This window comes from Solidesulfovibrio carbinoliphilus subsp. oakridgensis (genome assembly GCF_000177215.2).
Classification (GTDB): domain Bacteria; phylum Desulfobacterota; class Desulfovibrionia; order Desulfovibrionales; family Desulfovibrionaceae; genus Solidesulfovibrio; species Solidesulfovibrio carbinoliphilus.
The window spans coordinates 2,032,080-2,051,870 of sequence record NZ_CM001368.1 but is presented as its reverse complement, the minus strand read 5'-3'; the positions used below and the strand labels follow the sequence as shown (position 1 = coordinate 2,051,870).

Sequence of the window (19,791 nt, the reverse complement as noted above, 5' to 3'; positions counted from 1 at the left end):
CTCGTCTTACTCTTCAGGAACACGTTTTGCCCAATCCTCTCGACTCCGCCCCGGCCCCGGACGACCTGCTCGCCGCCTACCATTTCGACCTGCCCGAGGACCGGATCGCGAATCGGCCGTGCGCCAGGCGCGACGCGTGCCGGCTCATGACCGTCAACCGGGCCACGGGCGCGGTCGGCGACGCCGTCTTCGCCGACCTGCCGGATCTTTTGCCCGAGGGGGCGCTGCTTGTGGCCAACAACACCAAGGTCGCGCCGGTGCGCCTCCTTGGCCGCAAGCCCACGGGCGGCGCGGCCGAATTTTTGCTGGTGACGCCCATTGCGCTTCTCCGGGCCACAACCGACCCGGCCACGGGCTGGACCTCGGCCCCGGCCGCCGGGCTCCTGCGTGTCTCGCGGCCGCCCCGGCCCGGCGACCGCATCGACTTCGCACCCGACCTTTGCATCACGGCGACCCGGCGCGGGGCCTTTGGCCACACCGAGGTGGTCCTGTCCTGGCAGGGGAGCCTGCCGGCGGTCATGGACCGCATCGGCCACGTGCCGCTGCCCCCCTACATCCGCCGGGCTGACGACGCGGCCGATCGCGAGACGTACCAGACCGTCTACGCCAGCGACGACAAGCTCGGCTCGGCCGCCGCCCCGACCGCCGGGCTCCACTTCACCGAGGACCTGCTCGAAAGGCTCCGGGCGCGCGGCTTCGGCTTCGCCACCGTCACCTGCCACGTCGGCATCGGCACCTTCTCGCCGGTCCGGGTGGCGGACATCCGCGAACACGCCATGCACAGGGAGTGGATCGAGGTGCCGCAGGAGGCGGCCACGGCCGTCCTGGCCGCCAAGGCCGCCGGCCGGCCGGTGGTCGCCGTCGGCACCACCGCCGCCCGGACCCTCGAAGGCGTGGTCCGCGAAGCCGGGGAAGTCCGGCCCTTTGCCGGCGAGACCGACATCTTCATCCGGCCCGGCCACGCCTTTCAGGTGGTTGACGGCATGGTGACGAATTTCCATTTGCCTGGATCCTCGCTCGTGATTATGCTGGCCGCCCTGGTCGGACGCGAAAATCTTCTTGCCGCCTACGCAAGGGCCATAGCCTCCGGCTATCGTTTTTTTTCCTATGGCGACGCCATGCTGGCGCTCTGACGCCCACGGCGCCACCCCCACCGCATGCGGTTTCGGGTCCGGAAGACGGCGGTCTCTTCCGGTTCCGGGGTTTTGCCCCTGGCCCGACGCGGCCGCAAAGGAGTGAACGGATGTCCCGGATTCTCATCGACGAGGAGCGTTGCAAAGGATGCCTCCTGTGCGTCCAGGTCTGCCCCAAGACCATCATCGCCGCTTCCTCGCGTTTCAACGCCAAGGGCTACAAGGTGGCCGAAGTGCCCGAAGGCTCCATGGCCGAATGCACGGGCTGCGCCTCGTGCGCCAAGATGTGTCCGGACGTGGCCATCAAGGTCTGGCGCACCGTCAAAAGCAAAGCCAAGGAGAGCGTGTAATGTCCGGCAAGCGCATCTTCATAAAAGGCAACGAGGCCATTGCCCACGGAGCCCTGGCCGCCGGCTGCCGCTGCTATTTCGGCTATCCCATCACCCCCCAGAACGACATTCCGGAGATGCTGTCCTCGGCCATGCCGGCCGCCGGCGGCGAGTTCGTCCAGGCCGAATCCGAGGTCGCGGCCGCCAACATGCTCCTTGGCGCGGCCGCCTGCGGCGTTCGGGCCATGACCACCTCGTCGAGCCCGGGCGTGTCGCTCATGCAGGAGGCCATCTCCTACATGGCCGGCTCGGAACTGCCGGGCGTGCTCGTCAACATGAACCGGGGCGGCCCCGGCCTTGGCGACATCGGGCCCTCCCAGGGCGACTACTTCCAGTCGGTCAAGGGCGGCGGCCACGGCGACTACCGGACCCTGGTCCTGGCTCCGGCCACCTGCCAGGAGTGCTACGACCTGACTTTCGAGGCCTTTGACCTGGCCTTCAAATACAGAAACCCCGTCCTGCTCCTCGGCGACGCCATCGTCGGCCAGATGAAGGAGCCGGTCGTCCCCCGCGAGGCCCGCCCCGTGGACCCGGCCGAAGGGGCCGCCTGGAAGCTGACCGGACGCGGCGAGCGCGCCCCGAGGCTTTTGAAGTCCCTCTTTCTCGAAGACGGGGCCCTGGCCGGCCAGAACCAGCTTTTAAAGGACAAGTACGAGGCCATGCGGGCCGAGGTCCGCTACGAGGCCTTCGAGACCGAGGACGCCGAGCTGGTGGTGGTGGCCTACGGCTCCATTGGCCGTATCGCCAAGTCGGCCGTCCGGACCCTTCGGGCCGAGGGCCTTCGCGTGGGCCTTTTCCGGCCCGTGACGCTCTATCCCTTCCCCGAGGCGGCCCTTCGCGCCCTGGCCGGGCAGGGCAAGCGCTTTCTCACCATCGAGCACAACCTCGGCCAGATGGTCGAGGACGTGCGTCTGGCCGTGCGCGGCATCACCGATTCCGAATTCTTCGGCTTTTTCCCCGGCAACATGCCGACGCCCGAGGATTTCACCGGTCCCATCCGCGCGGCCGCAAAGGGGGCTTGAAGATGTCAAGCGTGCCTGAAATAAACGAGGAACTCGTCTTCGACCGGCCGGCCGTCCTGGCCGACGTGCCCACCCACTACTGTCCGGGCTGCCAGCACGGCGTCATCCACCGGATCGTGGCCGAGTGCCTGGAAGAGTTCGGCGTGGTGGAGAGGACCATCGCCGTCAGCGCCATCGGCTGCTCGGTCTTCCTCTACAACTACATCCTGGTCGACACCGTCGAAGCGCCCCACGGCCGGGCCCCGGCCGTGGCCACCGGCGTCAAGCGCGCCCGCTCCGACGCCTTCGTCCTGGCCTACCAGGGCGACGGCGACCTGGCCTCCATCGGCCTGGCCGAAATCATGCACGCCGCCAACCGGGGCGAGCGGATCTCGGTCGTTTTCGTCAACAACACCGTCTACGGCATGACCGGCGGCCAGATGGCCCCGACCACCATGATCGGCCAGAAGACCACCACCTGCCCCGGCGGCCGCTGCGCCGAGCGCGAGGGCGGCCCCATGCGCATGGCGGAAATCATCGCCTCACTCGACGGCGTGGCCTACAGCGCCCGGGCGGCCGTCAATTCCATCAAGAATCTGGCCCAGGCCAAGCGGGCCGTGCGCCGGGCCTTCGAGACCCAGGTCAAGGGCGAGGGTTTTGGCTTTGTGGAACTCCTGGCCACCTGTCCCACCAACTGGAAGGTTTCGCCCGTGAAGGCCAACGACCGCATCGCCGAGGAAATGATCCCCGGCTTTCCGCTCGGCGTCTTCAAGGACGCGGCCAAGGAGGACTAGCCCCGTGAGCCTCTATCAAGACGTGATCATGGCCGGTTTCGGCGGCCAGGGCGTGATGCTGATCGGCAACCTACTGGCCTACGCCGGCATGGAACACGGCCTGAACGTCACCTACATCCCGGTCTACGGCCCGGAGATGCGCGGCGGCACGGCCAACTGCACGGTCGTCGTCTCCGACGACGCCATCGGCTCGCCCATCATCCGCTCCCCCAAAAGCCTTATCATCATGAACAGGCCGTCCCTCGACAAGTTCCAGCCCCAGCTCGTGGACGACGGCGTGCTCGTGCTCAATTCCTCGCTTATCGACACCAAGCTGGCCGACGCCGGCCGGGTCAGGGTCGTGGCCGTGCCGGCCAACGAGATCGCGGATACGCTCGGCAACACCCGCATGGCCAACATGGTGGCCCTTGGCGCCTACGTGAACGCCACCGGCATCCTGCCGCTTGAAGCGGTGGAAGCGAGCCTGTCCCACGTCATTGCCAAGCACTACAGCCACCTCATCCCCAAAAACGCCGAAGCCCTGCGCGCCGGCGCGTCCTACGCGGGATAGGAGGGGAGAGAAGAAACGGAAAGATGCCTCCGGCGGCCGGGAGGGGGTCACCCCCTCCCGGACCCACCCGAACGTGGGAGCGTGGTCGCCACACCGCGCTGGCCTGAGGCGGGCGGCAGCCAAGCTTTCGAAAAAATTCTTCGACGTTGTGCCGCCACCCCTTTGAAAAATTTGGGAAGGAGGGGGTCCGGGGGAGGGAACCCTTTTTTGCAAAAAAGGGTTCCCTCCCCCGGCTCTCCACAAGGACGCGACATGACGCGGCTCTACGGCATCATTGGCCACCCGCTGGGCCATACGTTGAGTCCCCTGGTCCACAACTGGGGGTTTGCGCGTTTCGGCATCGAGGCCCGCTACGAGGCCTGGGCCACCCTGCCCGAGGAACTGCCGGCCTTCATGGCCCGGGTGCGGGAAACCCCGATCCAGGGCCTGAGCGTCACCATCCCGCACAAGACGGCGGTCATGGATTTCGTGGACGTGGTCACGGATCTTGGCCGGGAGGTCGGGGCCGTCAACACCCTTTTCTGGCGCGGCGGGGCCCTCCACGCCGACAATACCGACGTGGAGGGGTTCTGCCGGCCGCTGGTGGTCCGGGGCATCGCGCCCGGGGCGGCGCTGCTCCTCGGCTGCGGCGGCGCGGCCCGGGCCGTGGCCGCCGGACTGCGGCGCCTGCAGGTGCCCCGGATCGGCGTCACGGGGCGGTCCCTGGACAAGGCCCGGGCCCTGGCCCTGGAGTTCGGCCTGGAACCGGTGGCCTGGGAAGACCGGGCGGATTTTCCGGCCGCGCTGGTGGTCAACGCCACGCCCATCGGCATGTCCGGCCGGCAGGAGGGCGTCTCCCCCTACCCGGCCGCGGCCTGGGAGCCCGGGCGACTGGCCTACGACCTGGTCTACAATCCCTACGAAACGCGGTTTCTGGCCGAAGCCGCCCGGGCCGGGGCCGGCGTGGTGCCGGGACTCGAGATGTTTTTGTACCAGGCCGTGGAGCAGTTTTGCCTGTGGACCGGCCGGGTGCTGCCGGACGACGAACTGCGGCCGCTTTTGCGCCAGGCCCTCTACGGCGGCTGAGGCATCGCGCCGTTCCGGGCTTGTGCGCCGGACGGGATGATGCGATAGCTCTCGCGTCATATCCTCGCAATGTCTGGAAGAAGCCGATGCCCGATTTCCTGTCGCTGCTCCATGCCCCGACCATGGTCCTCATGGTGGTGGTCCTCTATGCGGCCCTGTCCCTGGTGCTCGTCTACGCCTATGCCTGCCGCCGGACCTATCCCGGTTTCGGGGCCATGACCCTTGGGCAGGTCCTGTGGTTTGTCGGCATCTTCCTCAACTTCTACCGCGTCCTTGGCGAGACGCCCTCTCTTTTCGCGGGCAACGCCCTCATGCTCGTGGAGGCCGTGCTGGTGTTCCACGGCCTGGCCCGCTACGGCCAGATCGGGGACATCCGGTTGCGCTCGGGACTCAATGTCGTGCTGTACGGCCTGGCCATGGTCGCGATCACCCACTACCTCTTCATCGATTACAACACCTGCCGGCGCGCGGCCATCTATTCGGCCTTCTGCGCCATTGTCTTCGGCCGCATCTCCCTGGAACCGTACCTGACCAGGAACTGGCGCACCTACGCCACCCAGGGCCTTTTTTCGGGCTTTTTTTTCGTGGTGGCCGCACTGTTCGCCGTGCGGACCGTTCTTTCCCTGCAGGCCGTGGACTGTCCCACGGCCTCTCCGGACCATGTGGCCAAGCTGTTGCTCCTGGTCGCCATGCTCTGTTCGCCGTTTTTCGTCTTTTCCATCCTGGCCATGACATCGAGCCGGGTGGAGGCGGAGCTTGGCGAGGCCCGGGACGAGCTGCGCCACCTGGCCGAAACCGATGGCCTGACCGGCCTGCCCAACCGGCGCCACTTCCTGCGCCTGGCCGGGGAGGCCCTGGACCGGGCCAGGGAGCAGGGGTTTGGCGTCAGCCTCGTCATGCTCGATCTCGACAATTTCAAGACCGTCAACGACACCCACGGCCATCAGACCGGGGACCGGGTCCTTATGGGCGTGGGCCGGTGTCTGGCCGGCGCCTTGCCGGCCCCGGGCCGGGTGGGGCGGCTTGGGGGCGAGGAGTTCGGCGTCCTCCTGCCCGGCGTGTCCGGCCCGGCGGCGGTCGCCATGGCCGAGCGGCTGCGCCGGAGCCTCGAGGCGCTCAGGCCCGACGGCCTGGCCGTCACCGCCAGCTTCGGCGTGGCCGAGGGGGACAAGGACGTGGACGCCTTGCTGGCTTTGGCCGACGAATGCCTGTATGCCGCCAAAAGGGCCGGCCGCAACCGGGTCGAGCCGCAACCCGTCGCCGTGGCCGCCACGGGGCCATGAGAGGTGCCCGCCATGATGGAGACCATTCGGACCGTGTTGTCGTTTTTCGAGGCCGTGGGCCAGGTGGTCGGCACGCTGCTCGTGGCGGCCATCGTCGTCGGCGCGATCCGTTTCGCCTGGATGGGCCGGGCCAGCCGCCGGATGCCGCCTGCGGTCTCGCCCACGGGCGGGCCGCTCCGGGCCGACGGCGCCAAGCCCAACTGGGTGGCATCCACCGCTCCCCCCCGGGACCCACTCCATTACATCGCTCCCCGGCCAAGCCCGTCCAACCCGGTTCCGGCTCTCCTCGACCATCTGCGCCAGGGGAAGTTCACGGTCGTGGCCGCCACCGAGCGCTATATCCACGCCACCCAGTCCTCGGCCCGGTTCGGTTTCGTGGACGACCTCGAGTTCCTCTACGATCCGAACCAGGGCCTGCTCCACGCCCGCTCGGCCTCGCGCGTCGGGTACAGCGATTTCGGCGTCAACCGCCGCCGGCTGGAGGCGATCTTCCGGGCAACCGGGCTGGCGGGGAACGGCAAGAAGGGGTGAGGGGAGAGGCAGAGCCTCCGGCGGCCAGGAGAGGCTCTGCCTCTCCTGGACCTCTCCGCCGGGGGGATCATCCCCCCCGGACCCCCTGAAAGGGGCACTAAAAGCGCTGTGCTACTGCGGCGTGGGTCCGCTCGGGCCGGATGGGGGGGACGGGGGGGGAATCATTCCCCCCGGCGGGTTCAGGGCAGCGCCCTGGCGGGGTCCGGGGCAGAGCCCCGGTTAATCCTTGCGGATGGTGAGCTGGCTGCCGGCCTGGAGGGCGCCGCCCTTAATGTTGTTCCAGGCCATGAGCGAGGACGGCTCCACGTTGAATTTCTTGGCAATGCCCCAGACCGTTTCCCCGGGTTCCACCTTGTAGCTGACGGCCTTGGCCGCGGGCTTGGCCGCCGCCTGGGGCGGGGACTTGGCCGCGCCTTGTCCGGCCTTGTCCGATGCGGACGGGAGCGGCGTCGGGACCTGGGCCTGGGCCAGGGGCTTGGGCGTCCTGGCCGACGGGGCGGGTTCGTTTTGGGCCACGGCCTTGGAAGACTTGGCGGATGTGGCCGGCTCGCTTGGGGCCGGGCCCTTGGCCTGCCCCTTACCGGGCACGGTCAGGGTCGCGCCGGGACGGAGCTTGCCGCCGGCGTCCTTGTTGGCCGCCGCCAGCTCCTTGGGATCGACGCCCAGATGCTTGCCGACCGAAGCCAGGGTGTCGCCCGCCTTGACGGTGTAGGAGCCGCCGGCCGGGGTGGCGGCCGCGAACAGTCTGGGTTCGGGCGTGAGGCGCGGTTCGGGCCCGCCCTTGGCCGGGGCGGCCGGGCCGGCCTTGGCCGGGGTGGTCCCGGGGATGGCCAGCCGCTGGCCGGCGAGCAGGTCCTTGCCCGAGCGCATCTTGTTGGCGGCCAGGAGCTCTTCGGTGCCGACGCCGTACTTGGCCGCGATGCCGCTTACGGTCTCGCCGCGCCGGACGGTGTGGGAAGCCTCGGCCACGGCCGGGCCGGACGAGGCCTTGCCGCCGGCCAGGGGCTGGGGCGCGGGCGCGGCGGCCACGGCCGTGCCGGCGGAGCCGGAGGCGCCGCCGGGAATGACCAGCCAGGAGCCGAGCGTCAGCCGGCCCTCGCGTTTCATCTTGTTGGCGGCCAACAGTTCCTTGGGCGCCACGCCGTACTTCTTGGCGATGGAGCCGATGGATTCGCCCTTGTTCACCCGGTGGCGCTGGGGCTTGGCCGAGGCCGCCAGCGGCTTGGGCGCGCAGGCGTCCGGGCCTTCGGCCAGGGCCGTGTTGTCCACGCTAAAGGCGCTCAGGGCCACGCGCACGGTCTGGCCGGGCGGCAGGGATTCGGGCAGGGAGGCGTTTAACTGCCGCAGCTCGGCCACGGGCATGCCGGCCCGGCGGGCGATGTTCCACCAGGAGTCGCCGGCCTCGGCCGTCACGGTCTGGACGCCGCTCGACGGGTAGTTGCCGGGATTATTGAGGTAGGCCAGGGCGGTCTGCTCCTTGGCCACGGGCACGTAGACGTTGACGGTGGTGTCCGGCGGGCTGACCCGGCGGCGGAAGCCGGGGTTGTATTCGCGGAACTGTTCCCAGGAGAGGCCGCAGGCCTGGGCCAGGGCGGCCAGATCCGTGCCGCCGGGGGCCCCGACCTCCTTGAGGTTCGGCCCGGCCTGCCAGTTGATCTTGTGAAAGCCCAGGGTGTCGAGGTTCTGGAAGATCTTGAGCACGGCCAGGAACTTCGGCACGTAGTGGCGGGTCTCTTCCTTCAGCAGCTTGGGGTCCTTGGCGATGTCGAAGAAGTCGCACTGGCCGCTTGCGGCCATGACCCGCGAGATCTTGCCTTCGCCGGCGTTGTAGGCGGCGAGCGCCAGGTTCCAGTCGCCGAACATCTGGTAGAGCTTGGTCAGGTACTTGGCCGCGGCCACGGTGGACTTGTAGGGGTCGCGGCGCTCGTCCACCCACCAGTCCACGGTCAGCCCGAACCGGCGGCCGGTGTAGGGCATGAACTGCCACATGCCGCCGGCCCCGACCGGCGAATAGGCCATGGTGCTGTACCCGGATTCGATAAAGGGCAGGACGATCAGGTCCGGCGGCAGGTTGTAGCTGGCCAGCACCGCCCGGACATAGGGCAGGTGGGGCTCGGCCCGCTGCAGCCACTTGTCCATGGAGCCGCGCTTGTCCATGGAGAAGTACTGGAGGAACATCTGGACTTCCTCGTTGTCCTTGACGTCGAGGTCGAACTGGATGGCCCCGCGCGAGGCCAGCGCCTTTTTCTCCTGTTCGGTCAGGGGGCGGCCGCGCTTCAGGTCCTTCAAGATCTGGCTGGTGTCCCAGACCTCGGGCTCCAGGTTGGCCTTCATGTCGTTATTTTTGTCGTATTTGTTTCCGGCGCAGCCGGAAAGGAGGAGCAGGACCGGGAGGATTGCCAGCAGGAAGTTGCGAGCCATCGAGCGTCTCCAGAAGGGGAAAAGGACCGGGGACCGGAAGTCGGCCGCGCCGGGAGTTGGCGAAGGAAATCGAAATGTCGTATTTTCTTGAATAATTAATAAATTATTAGTCCAGGTTGGGGGAAAAGGCAAGGAGAAAAAAGACTTGTGGTCCCGGCCGGTTTGCGCCACCAAGGGGCATGTCCCACCAAGACCGTCCCCGCCGCCCGGCCCCGTCGCCGGCCTTGTCGTCCCCGTCCCAGTCGCCTGTGCCGACCCTGCCCGAGGACATGCTCCCGGGCCGCAAGCCCGTGCGCGAATTGTTGGCCGAACGGCCCAAGAGCGTGGACGACGTGCTCCTGCGCCAGGGCCTTCGCGGCCCGGACATCGACGCCATCGTGGCCTCCTGCCGCGAGGCCGGGGTGCGCTTCCGGTTCGTGCCGACAGGCGACCTCGACCGGCTCTATCCCGGCAACCACCAGGGCGTGCTGGCCCGGCTGATCGCCGGCGAACTGGCGAGCCTTGACGACGTGCTCGAAGCGACCCGAAACGCCCCGCTGCCGGTGGCCCTGGCCCTGGACCGGGTGCAGGACCCGGGCAACGTCGGGGCGCTGGCCCGCACGCTCTACGCCCTGGGCGGCGGCGGCATCATCCTGCCCCGCCACGAGGGGGCGCGGCTTGGGCCGGGCGCGGCCAAGGCCTCGGCCGGCACGCTGTCGCGCCTGCCCGTGGCCAAGGTGGCCAACCTGTCCCGGGCCCTGGAAGAGGCGGCCGAGGCCGGGTTCGCCGTCGTCGGCGCGGCCGGCGAGGACGGGGCGGAAAACGCGCTGGCCGCCAGGCCGGAATTTCCCCTGGTCCTGGTCCTTGGCAACGAGGACGAGGGCATTCGCCTGGGGGTGCGCAAGCGGTGCCAGACCCTCTACCGCATTCCCCAGGCCCGGCCCCTCGATTCCCTGAACGTGGCCCAGGCCGGGGCCATCCTCCTCGGCCGTCTGGCCGGCCTGCGGGGGCAAGAGACGTCTTGAGGCGGCCAAAGGGCGTGGCCCATTGGAAACCCGGGAGGGGTGGGAGGGCCTGACGGCTCGTGTAGCGTTCGCTAAAAAATATGCTCGTATTTTTTAGAAAAAAATAATTATTTAAATATTTTATTCTTAAAATTCGGATGAACGAATTTCGAGAACGCCACGCTAGGGTTTTTCCCGGCAGCCGTCGACGGTGTCCCGCCTCGGTCGGCTGACGGCCCAGGGCGCGGGCCAGTCCGGCGGCACGCAGTAGGCCTCGCCGGGCAGTGTCACCCGCCAGGCGTGGAGCAAAAGCGGCGGGACCCCGCCGCCGTACTTGGCGTCCCCGACGATGGGATAGCCGCGCGAGGCGAGTTGGGCCCGGATCTGCTGGGTGCGGCCCGTTTCCAGGCGTACTTCAAGGAGGCTCGCCTGGGGCGTGGCGGCCAGCAGCCGCACCTTGGACACCGCCTCCTTGCCCGCCTCCGACGCCTCCACCCGCTGGCGTCCCGGACCCCCTTCCTTGGCCAGCCGGTCGCGAAGGGTCAGCCACTCGCCTTCCTCGCCCAGAAGCCACCGGCCCCGGACCCAGGCGAAATAATCCTTGCGGGCCGCGCCCGTCACCATGGCCTCGTGGAGGGCCCGAAGCTTCCGGTAGGTCTTGGCCACCAGGAGAAGGCCCGTGGTGTCCCGGTCCAGGCGGTGGGCCGGGGTCGGGGCGAAGGGCGCGTCGGCATGGCGTTCGTGCAGCAGCGTGGTCAGGGCGAAGGGGTGGCCGGAGCCCGGATGGACCGGCAGACCGGCAGGCTTCACCACCACGAGCAGCTCGTCGTCCTCGTGGAGGATGTCCAAAACGATGTCCCGGCGCCCGCCGTCCCCCGGCCGGGCCGGTTCCCCGCCCCGTCGCAAGAGGTGCAGCGCCTGCCCCCTGGTCCCGGTTTCGGCCTTCGGCGGGGGCGGCGCGCCGGGCGCGTCGGTTTCGTAGGGCGGCACACGCACGAGCTGGCCCTCGCTGATGCGGTCAAAGGGCTTGCACCGCTTGCCGTCGAGCCGGACCTGGCCGGTGCGGATGAACTTTTGGAGGGCCGCCTGGGGCACGCCGCTGCCCAGGCGCCGGGCCAGGTACTGGAGCAGCTTCTGCCCGGCCTCGGCCGGGCTGACGGTGAAGGTCTGGACGGGCGTCTTCATGGGAGAGGGGAGGAAGGCATGGGTGGACGGGCGTGCAAGCAGGGGCGCCACCCCTGCACCCCGCCGGGGGGCGTCACCGGAAGAGGGCCCCCCGGACCCCCTCGACGGGGGAACGGACGGCCGAGTGGCCGGCGAGGCCTGCGGGAACAGCACTTATCGGCCAATCGCGCCCCCTTTGAAAGTTTTTGGGGAGGAGAGCGCGAGAGGGACCCCTTTTTTCAAAAAGGGGTCCCTCTCGCATCTTCTCTTTTCTCCCGCTACGGCGCGAGTTTGAAGCGGCCGGAGTCGACGATGAGCATGATGAGCGAATCGGCGTGCAGGCCGTTGTGGTCCTGGGAGGAGAGATTGTAGACACCGGAGACGCCGACCACGTTTTGCAGTTTCTCCAGGGCGGCGCGCAGGGCTTCGGGATCGGCCTTGCCGGCCTTCTCCAGACCGGCCCGCAGGAGGGTCAGGGCGTCGTAGGCGTAGCCCGAGTGGGTGTTGAGGGGAAACTTCTCCTGGATGCCGTTGTCCTTGTAGGCCTTGATGAAGGTCTCGATGACGAGCTTTTGCGGGTCCTCGTCGGGCAGGGATTCCGGGGCCATGAGCTTGGTGCCGGGCATGACCGTGCCGCCGGCCGCCTCGCCGGCCAGTTCCAGGTAGCTCGGGCCGGGCTGGCCGTGGCACTGGATGAGAAGCGGCCGGTCGCCGGGCAGGGCGGCGAAGTTTTTGGCCGCGATGGCCCCGGCCGGTCCGATGGTCCAGACGACCACGGCCTGCGGCTTGGCGGCCTGCAGCTTGAAGGCCTGGGCCGAGAAGTCCGTGCCCTTGGGATCGAAGGTCTCCTCGGCGATGATTTCGATGCCGAACTTCGACGCGTTTTCCTTGAGATCGTTCAGTCCGTCCTGGCCGAAGGCGTCCTTGGAGCTCATGACCGCGATCTTGGCGATGTTTTTGCCCTTGAGGTAGTCGTAGATCTTGGCCACGGCCGTGGCCGTGCGCTGGGGGGCCTTGAAGGTCCAGTCGTAGGGCCCGAACTTGCCGCCGGAGATGACGGCGTCGCCGCCCACGGTCATGATGACCGGCACGTGGCTCTCTTCGGTGTATTTCTTGACGGCCAGGCCCTCTCCCGTGGACGTCGGGCCGATGATGGCCAGGACCTTGTCGCCCTCGACGAGCTGGCGGGCTTGCCGCAGGGCCACATCGGGCGAGGATTCGGTGTCGTAGCTTATGAGGGTGACGGGTCGGCCGAGGATGCCGCCCATGTCGTTTATCTGCTGGACGGTCATCTCGGCCACGAGCTTGCTCGGGGTGCCGACCACGGCGGCCGGGCCGGACTGGGCGAACAGGCCGCCGATGACGATGGGTTCGCCTTCCGGCTGGGCCGGGGCGGATGCGGCCGGCCAGCACAGGAAGGCGGCGAGCAGCAAAAGGATTTTGGCCATGGGGAAGCCTCCAGGACGGATTGTCGCGAAAGGGCGACAGGGATTTTGAACCGCAACGGGAGCCGTGTAAATCATTTTTGCAAGGGAAGCGAGGGGGGACGGCCGGTCCGGCCCCGGTGGTAGCCGACCAGGAGCGCCGTGCCGAGGAGCAGTCCGTTGACGAGGGTGCGGGCCTCGCCGAGGACCTGCAGCCAGCCCATGGCCGTTTCGAGGACCAGGGCGGCCAGAAGCGGGCGCAACAGGTTGCCCGGCCCGCCGATGACCAGGAAGAGCAGGGCCTTGAGGGAAAGCTCCAGATTGAACTGCTCGGGACTGATGAAGCCGATGTAGTGGCCGTGGATGACCCCGGCCGCAGCCGAGAGCCCCCCGCCGAGGCCAAAGGACACGGCCCGGACGGCCGGCCGGTCGATGCCGAGGCTCGAGGCCGCGTGACGGTCGTCCCGACAGGCGGCCAGGGCCCGGCCGAGCCGACTGTCGCGCATGGCCTGGAAGAGGTAGGCCCCCAGGGCCATGAGGCCGAAAAAGAGGAAAAAGGTGGTCCGGTCGCCGGCCAGGGGGCCGATCACGGGCAGGGCGAGCTGGCTTTCGACCATGAGTCCGGCCGAGCCGCCGGTCAGGCCCTCCAGGGTCAGGGCCAGGTTGATGGTGACCAGGGACACGCACAGGGTGGCCATGGCCAGAAAGCCTTCCCCGAGCCGTTCCATGGGGCGGCTCAGGAGCGCGGCCAGCAGGCCCACGCCAAAGACCACCGCCGGCGCGATCAGAAGCGTCGCCCCGGGAAAACGGGCGTGCAAAAGGACCGAGCCGTAGGCCCCGAGCCCGGCAAAGGCGGCCTGGGCCAGGGAGATCTGGCCGCCGAGGCCCAGGCAGAAATTAAGCGCCAAAACGTTCAAGGCCAGGAACAGGTGCTGGTTGACGCCGAGCAGCCGGTAGGACGGCGTGACGAGGCCGACAAGGGCCAGGGCGGCGAAAAAAAGGCCCAGGGAGGCCTGGCGGGGCAGCCGCAGGGCCGTCATGGGCGGTCGGCCTCGCCTTCGCCCGGAACGAGGACGAGCAGGAGGATGATGAGCGCGTAGGTGGCGGTTTCCTTGAGTTCGCCGGAAAGGAGCAGCACCAGGGCCGCCTCGGCCAGGCCGAGGACCAAGCCGCCGGCGAAGACCCGGCCAAGGGAGGTATAACCGCCGATGGTGGCCGCGGCGAAGCCCTTGAGCCCGAGCCCAAGGCCCATGTCGTAGCGAAGGCCGGTCTGGGGCCCGACGGCCAGGGCGGCCAGCGAGGCCAGGGCCCCGGCCAGGGCAAAGGACAGGGCGTGGCAAAAGACCGGATTGACCCCCTGGAGGCGGGCGGCCACGGCGTTTTGCGAGGTGGCGCGCAGGGCCCGGCCAAGCCGGGTGTGGTTCAGGAAGACCCCGAGAACGGCCATGCAGGCCACGGCCAGGACCAGGGCTGTTGCCGTGTCGCGGCCAAGAAACAGCGGTCCGAGCCGGAGGTCCGGCAGCGGCAAGAGGCGCGGCGGCATGAGCGGGCTCTTGCCCCAGGCCAGGATGGCCACGCCCTGGAAAACCAGGCTGGCGGCCACGGTCAGCATGAGTTGCCGAAGCGGCGAGGCGCGAAGGGTCAGGCCAAGGGTGGTGGCGAAAAGGGCCCGGCCAAGCCCCAGTCCGGCCGCCACGGCGGCCAGGAGGGCAAGGAGCGGGGAGAGGTGCATGGAACCGGCCAGGGTGGCCGTGATCAGGCCGCCAAGGAGCAAGAGTTCGCCCTGGGCGAAGTTGATCAGCCGGCTGGCGGAAAAGATCAGGGAAAACCCGAGGGCCATGATGCCGTAGACGGCCCCCAGGGCCAGTCCCGAGTTGACGATCTGGGCCAGGTACAAGGCGAACAAAGGGACCTCGGAAAAAGCTTTTTTTGCACAAAAAGACGGGGGAACCGCCGCAGGATGCGGTTCCCCCGTCCGGGAGTCGCGTAGGGCGGGTTATTCCCCGCTCTGGTCGATGCCGTATTCGCCGGGCTGGCCGACGTTCGAGGTGTCGATCTTGTAGGCCAGGACGATGGTGCGCCGGGCCGAGGTGCCGGTGGCGCCGGGCCAGGTGTTCAAGCACACCACGAGTTCCTTCTGGCCGTCGTTGTCGATGTCGGCCAGGGCGTAGCCCGTGATGGTGCCCTTGATCCGCCGGGTCTTCCACAGGAGGTTCATGCCCACGCCGTCCCAGTACAGGGAGTGGATCTCGCCCTGGGAGAAGGTGCGGAAGGTCTCGAAGAACTGGGCGGCCAGGGAGATGTTCTTGCTGACGAGCAGTTCGCTGCGGTCGTCCTTGTCGAGGTTGGCCACGATCATGGGCAGCGGGATGTAGTAGTAGGTCCAAAGATAGTCGGACTTGGGCTTGTCCATGGGGGCCATGAGCGGGTCGAATTCCAGGCCGATGGCCGAGCCGCAGTACTGCTCCTCGGTGGCGGCCACGCGTTCGCCCTTGGCCGTGTAGACGACCAGATGGTCCTTGTCGTCGTTCAAGACGACCTTGTAGCCGCTTTTCTCGGGCAGATAGACGAAGTTGAACGGGTTGGCCTTGCTCGGCAGGTTCAGCCGCGTCGAGAGCTGGGGCTGGCCGCCGGAGAAGATGACGTTGTGCACGCCCTGGACGAAGAGTTCCTTGGGTTCGCCCTTGGAGCCCACGAGCTGGCGGGTGAAGTCGGGCGGCACGGCGGCCACGTTCAGGTAGAGCTTGATGTCCTTGTAAAGGGGTTTGAGCTGGTTGCCCTCGAGGCCGAGGATGAACGAGCGCGGCTCCTTGAAGTAGCTGGCCGAGACGATGATTTCGGCCTTGCCGTCGCCGTTCACGTCAAGGGTGCTGATGTTCAAGAGTTTGAGGTTGGGCGGCGTCTCGTACCGGCCAAGGGGCAGCAGCTGGCGGTCCTTGTAGACGTAGGTCTCGACCGAGTGCTGGGTCAGGATGGCCACTTCGTTGTGGCCGTCGCCGTTTAGGTCCGCGACGGAGATGCCGGCGGAGACGATGGGCATGGACTGGCTGCGCCATACGCCCGGGGTGTCGGAGGGGCCGGCGTAGCGGAACGACGGGTTGAGGAAGACCTTCTGGTTTTCGCTGGTCTGGTTGACCACGAAATCCGGGTTCATCTGGTTGATGGTCTGGCCGCCCTCGCCCTTGCCCGAGGCCGGGCCGGCCGGGCGCTGGAAGATCTCGTTATTCAAGGCCTGGGCCGTGCGTTCCATGGCCGGGATCAGGTCGGCCAGCTTGGTGCTCAGGTTTTTCGGCCATTTCTTGCCACCCTTGCCCACGACCATGATGTCGATGCTGGCCTGTTCCCCGGATACCGTGACCGCGCCGTAGGCGAGGTAATCCGCGCCGATGTCGGCCAGGGCCTTCTGGGCCTCGGCCTCGGAGGCCGGCGCCTTGGCCAGCCGGGCCGCGACCTTGCCCTTGTCCAGGGGCGTCAGGTGGCCGGGCCAGTTCATGCGCGACTCGAGCATGCTCTGCACGCCCTGGCTCAGGTACTGGTATTTCTCGGGGCCGTGCACGGCAAAGGGGGCCACGGCAAAGGTTTTGACCTCGGCGGTCAGCGCGGTCGCCGGCAGGCACAGCAAGGCCGCGACCAAAAGGACGAGGCGACGGAAAAGCGTCATAGGGGGTTCCTCCGGGTCCGTGTGTGGACCGATTTGTCCGGGAGCGCGGCGTCGGGCTCGGGCCGGCCTGCCGCGAGGCCCTGCATTACTATCAAAGCCGAGGCCCTTGCAAGGGCCGCTTTCATGGCGGCCCCGCCGGTCGGGACCGCCGCGCCGCGTTTCCCATGCGTCCAGTCGGACGACGGGGCCTGCGGTTACGCGCTTGGGCCACATCGGTAAAGCTGCCGCCGGAAGACCTGGTTGCCAAAACGTCATCCAAACGCCGGCCGGCCGCGCTTGCCACAACGGCTTCCCAAGGCTAGACGCACTGCCTTTGCCCGCAAGGAAGAGGTCCATGCCCTGTTTTTCGACCAAAACGCTCGCGGCCGCGGCACTCCTGCTCGCCGGCCTGATCCTCTCCCGGCCCGTCCGGGCCGCCGAGCCGCCCGCCGCCGCTCCAGCCGCCGTCACCGTCGATGCCGCGAGGACGCTTCGCGCCACCAGCCGCTCGCTCCTTGGCCTAAACGTCAACTACCTGCTCGACAACGACGCCAACCGCCGGCCCGGGGCCCGGCGTCTGGCCCGGGCCGTCCTCGACATGCGGGCCGGCACCCTGCGCTATCCCGGCGGCGAAAAGTCCGACGGCATGCTGTGGGCCGCGCCGCCGTTCCACAAGCCGGGTCCGCAACTCGCCCGGCTCGGGCCCGAGGAATGGCCGTCCAACGACGCCCGGGTCTACGACCTGCTCCACGACCGGTACGTGCACAAACCGCTCGATTTCGACGCCTTCATCCGCCTGTGCCGCGAAACCGGGGCCGAGCCGGTCATCGTGGTGGCCTACGACTCCATGTACAAGCCCGGCGAACCGGGCGAGACCGTGCCGGACCTGGCCAGGCTCCTCGAAAACGCCGTTTCCTGGGTCCGCTACGCCAACATCGAGCGGGGCTACGGCGTCAAATACTGGGAAATCGGCAACGAATCGTATTTCTACGTCTACAACGGCGGGGCCAGGGCGGCGGACTACGCCCGGGATTTCGTGGTTTTCGCCTCGGCCATGAAGGGCGTGGACCCGACCATCCAGGTCGGCGCCAACGGCCCGGTCGCGGCCGACGGCGTCGGCGCCCTCGACAATTTAAACGGCGTCACCACCCCCTGGTGGGAGGCCGTCTTTGCCCAGGCGGCCGGCAGCATCGACTTCGTCGCCGTCCACGAATACCCTTGCTATTCCTGGTACGGCTACGACTATTACCGGGAAAACCCGGTGCGCATGCTCGGGGTGGAGGAGATCGACAAGGCGGCCCGCCGTTACGGGCCGCCCGGGCTGGCCGGCCGCCTGCGCTACCTCTTGACCGAGATCAACTCCGCCGACTGGTATGCCCATCCCCGGAACCTCGGCTGGAAGCACGAAAACACCCTCGGCCACGCCCTGGTCCTGTTCGACATGATGGGGCAGGCCATAAGCGACCCCCGGGTGGTGACGGCGCAAGTCTGGGCCACCCGTTGGCTCAACAACGACACCGGCCCGGAACTCTGGGACGCCCTTGACGGCAAAAACAACCTCCTGCCCACCGGCACGGCCGTCAAACTCCTGGCCGCGCGCCTCGGCGGCCGGCTGGTGGCGGCCACGGACGCGCCGGGCGTGCGGACCGTCGCCTTCCAGGACGACCGGACCGGCGAGATGACCGTCTTTCTTCTCAACAAGGACACGGCCCGCGACGTGGCCGTGCGCCTTGACGGCGGCCGGCCCGGCCGCGCGGCCGCACGCACCGTCTGGTCCGGCCTCGGTCCGGACGACCCGCGTCCGTTCCTTCGCCGCGGCGCGCCGGTCGACATCCGCCAGGGCCAGGCCCGGCTGGCCCTGCCGGCCGTGTCCCTGACCGTCCTCACCCTGCCCTTTGCCGCGGACGGGGCCGCCCGCCTGCGCGCCGAAGCGCCCGGCGCGAGGCGCAGCGGCGGCGGCGGTGCATCGCGGCGGGGTGGATAAGGGAGGAAGGGAAGATGCCTCCGGCGGCCGGGGGGCGTGACGCCGGTATGAACCGGGTACATGATTGACAGAACGGACCGGGTACATGGTTGACACTTTTGGGCAGAGGAGGAAGCTCCAATGCCCTGGAAAAAGGTCAATCCGATGGAAGAACGCGCCCGGTTCATTGTGGAGTTGTCGCAGCGACGGGAATCATTTGCAGCCTTGTGCCGCAAGTATGGGATCAGTCGCGAAACGGGTTACAAGTGGCTGCGCCGCTATCAGGCAGGGGAAGGGCTTGGGGAACGAAGCCGCGTTGCCCGGCATTGCCCGCACAAAACACCTGATGCAGTCGTCACGTTATTACTCGCATTGCGACAGGAGAATCCCTACTGGGGTCCCAAAAAGCTCGTCAGGCTTCTGCAAGATGTGCACGGCATAGAGTACCCACCGGCCAAAAGTACAGCCGGCGACATTTTGAAACGGCACGGATTGATCACCGCCACAAAAGCAAAGCGCCGTCAGTCAGGAGGCCGGTTGCGGCGAGAGGATCTCCGGCAGCCCAAACAGGCAAATGATGTTTGGAGTGCGGATTACAAGGGCTGGTTTCGCCTGGAGGACAGGAGCATTTGCCATCCTTTGACAATCAGTGACATCTTTAGCCGCTATGTCTTAGGGTGTTACGTCTTTCCTACGCAGACGCTTGAACGAACAAAAGAGGCGATGCGGCGGGTGTTTATGCGATACGGCCTGCCACGCGCCATCCGCGTGGACAATGGGACTCCGTTTGGTTCGACCGGGATCGCAGGTTTGACCGGCTTAAGCGTCTGGTGGCTCCAGCTGGGTATTGTCGTGGACTTCATCGCGCCTGGAAAGCCCGAGCAAAATGGCTGCCACGAAAGAATGCATCGGACCTTGAAACTGGAAGCCACTATCCCGCCTTCGGCGAATCTGCGGGAGCAACAAGAACGATTGGAGTCCTGGCGGGAGCGATTTAATAGCCATCGTCCCCATGAAGCACTTGATCAGGCCACGCCGGCTTCAATCTACCGGCCTTCGTCCCGGCGGCTGCCTCGAAACGAACCATGCTTTGAGTATCCCTCCTCTTTCGAAAGTCGGACGGTTCGCCGGGATGGGATGTTCAACTGGGAAGGCAGGCAGATTTTTCTCGGCGAGGCATTTGCGAAATGTCGCATCGGCCTGACCAGAAATTATGATGATCGTTGGCTGGTTTATCTTGGAGAGCACCTGCTCGGCGGGTTTTGCCCCAAAGACCCCAAACGGGTGGTTCCGGTTCGATCCCTGATCAGCTAAAAAGTGTCAGGGATGTACCCGGTCCAAACTGTCAACGATGTTCCCGGTTGCACAGCCCCCGGACCCCCCGAACGGGGTGGGCGGGGGTTGGGGAGGCGGGTGGGTCCGGGAGGGGGTGACCCCCTCCCGGCCGCCG

Annotated in this window: 17 protein-coding genes; 11 read left to right on the top strand and 6 right to left on the bottom strand. The window is 67.6% G+C overall.

The window, feature by feature from the left end; all coding sequences use genetic code 11:
* Positions 1-26: 26 nt before the first annotated feature.
* The 8 genes from queA (at position 27) to DFW101_RS08875 (ending at position 6,746) form a co-directional block, all read left to right on the top strand.
* A complete protein-coding gene (gene queA / locus DFW101_RS08910; RefSeq protein ID WP_009181179.1) occupies positions 27-1,133 on the top strand; it encodes a tRNA preQ1(34) S-adenosylmethionine ribosyltransferase-isomerase QueA in 1,107 nt (368 codons plus the stop codon).
* A 110-nt stretch (positions 1,134-1,243) separates the two neighbouring features.
* Positions 1,244-1,483 carry a 4Fe-4S dicluster domain-containing protein gene (locus DFW101_RS08905; RefSeq protein WP_009181178.1) on the top strand — a complete coding sequence of 80 codons (240 nt, stop codon included), beginning with the start codon at positions 1,244-1,246 and terminating at the stop codon, positions 1,481-1,483.
* Positions 1,483-2,544 carry a 3-methyl-2-oxobutanoate dehydrogenase subunit VorB gene (locus DFW101_RS08900; RefSeq protein WP_009181177.1) on the top strand — a complete coding sequence of 354 codons (1,062 nt, stop codon included), beginning with the start codon at positions 1,483-1,485 and terminating at the stop codon, positions 2,542-2,544. Before DFW101_RS08905 ends, DFW101_RS08900 begins: the two co-directional genes overlap by 1 nt.
* 2 nt (positions 2,545-2,546) lie before the next feature.
* Positions 2,547-3,317 (top strand): thiamine pyrophosphate-dependent enzyme, encoded by a 771-nt coding sequence (locus tag DFW101_RS08895; protein WP_009181176.1) that lies wholly within the window; start codon positions 2,547-2,549, stop codon positions 3,315-3,317.
* A gap of 4 nt (positions 3,318-3,321) precedes the next feature.
* Positions 3,322-3,867, top strand: a complete 546-nt coding sequence (locus tag DFW101_RS08890; RefSeq protein ID WP_009181175.1) for a 2-oxoacid:acceptor oxidoreductase family protein — start codon at positions 3,322-3,324, stop codon at positions 3,865-3,867.
* A 252-nt stretch (positions 3,868-4,119) separates the two neighbouring features.
* Positions 4,120-4,932, top strand: coding sequence for a shikimate dehydrogenase family protein (locus DFW101_RS08885; RefSeq protein ID WP_009181174.1), 813 nt, complete (start codon positions 4,120-4,122; stop codon positions 4,930-4,932).
* 86 nt (positions 4,933-5,018) lie between these two features.
* Positions 5,019-6,215: a GGDEF domain-containing protein gene (locus DFW101_RS08880; protein WP_009181173.1), complete on the top strand. Its 1,197-nt coding sequence runs from the start codon at positions 5,019-5,021 to the stop codon at positions 6,213-6,215.
* A gap of 12 nt (positions 6,216-6,227) precedes the next feature.
* Positions 6,228-6,746, top strand: coding sequence for a DUF1499 domain-containing protein (locus tag DFW101_RS08875; RefSeq protein ID WP_009181172.1), 519 nt, complete (start codon positions 6,228-6,230; stop codon positions 6,744-6,746).
* 219 nt (positions 6,747-6,965) lie between these two features.
* On the opposite strand, the gene DFW101_RS08870 is transcribed toward DFW101_RS08875, so the two are convergent.
* Positions 6,966-9,167 carry a LysM peptidoglycan-binding domain-containing protein gene (locus DFW101_RS08870; RefSeq protein WP_009181171.1) on the bottom strand — a complete coding sequence of 734 codons (2,202 nt, stop codon included), beginning with the start codon at positions 9,165-9,167 and terminating at the stop codon, positions 6,966-6,968.
* Positions 9,168-9,346: 179 nt separating this feature from the next.
* Between DFW101_RS08870 and DFW101_RS08865 the strand changes: the two genes are divergently transcribed.
* A complete protein-coding gene (locus tag DFW101_RS08865; RefSeq protein WP_009181170.1) occupies positions 9,347-10,171 on the top strand; it encodes a TrmH family RNA methyltransferase in 825 nt (274 codons plus the stop codon).
* A gap of 162 nt (positions 10,172-10,333) precedes the next feature.
* Here DFW101_RS08865 and DFW101_RS08860 read toward each other — a convergent pair whose 3' ends face one another.
* From DFW101_RS08860 to DFW101_RS08840, 5 genes are all read right to left on the bottom strand, one after another.
* Positions 10,334-11,335 (bottom strand): RluA family pseudouridine synthase, encoded by a 1,002-nt coding sequence (locus tag DFW101_RS08860; protein WP_009181169.1) that lies wholly within the window; start codon positions 11,333-11,335, stop codon positions 10,334-10,336.
* A gap of 257 nt (positions 11,336-11,592) precedes the next feature.
* Positions 11,593-12,762 (bottom strand): ABC transporter substrate-binding protein, encoded by a 1,170-nt coding sequence (locus tag DFW101_RS08855; RefSeq protein ID WP_009181168.1) that lies wholly within the window; start codon positions 12,760-12,762, stop codon positions 11,593-11,595.
* 71 nt (positions 12,763-12,833) lie between these two features.
* Entirely contained in the window at positions 12,834-13,778 is a 945-nt protein-coding gene (locus DFW101_RS08850) for a branched-chain amino acid ABC transporter permease (protein WP_009181167.1), read from the bottom strand.
* Complete coding sequence (locus DFW101_RS08845; protein ID WP_009181166.1) at positions 13,775-14,644, bottom strand: branched-chain amino acid ABC transporter permease; 870 nt, start codon at positions 14,642-14,644, stop codon at positions 13,775-13,777. Before DFW101_RS08845 ends, DFW101_RS08850 begins: the two co-directional genes overlap by 4 nt.
* A 90-nt stretch (positions 14,645-14,734) precedes the next feature.
* On the bottom strand, positions 14,735-16,399 hold the full coding sequence (locus tag DFW101_RS08840; RefSeq protein ID WP_009181165.1) for an FG-GAP-like repeat-containing protein: 1,665 nt from the start codon (positions 16,397-16,399) through the stop codon (positions 14,735-14,737).
* Positions 16,400-16,733: 334 nt separating this feature from the next.
* Here DFW101_RS08840 and DFW101_RS08835 point away from each other — a divergent pair, with 334 nt between their 5' ends.
* Both DFW101_RS08835 and DFW101_RS18980 read left to right on the top strand, forming a co-directional pair.
* On the top strand, positions 16,734-18,362 hold the full coding sequence (locus DFW101_RS08835) for a hypothetical protein (RefSeq protein WP_009181164.1): 1,629 nt from the start codon (positions 16,734-16,736) through the stop codon (positions 18,360-18,362).
* Positions 18,363-18,482: 120 nt separating this feature from the next.
* On the top strand, positions 18,483-19,655 hold the full coding sequence (locus tag DFW101_RS18980; RefSeq protein WP_009179523.1) for an integrase core domain-containing protein: 1,173 nt from the start codon (positions 18,483-18,485) through the stop codon (positions 19,653-19,655).
* Positions 19,656-19,791 lie beyond the last annotated feature (136 nt).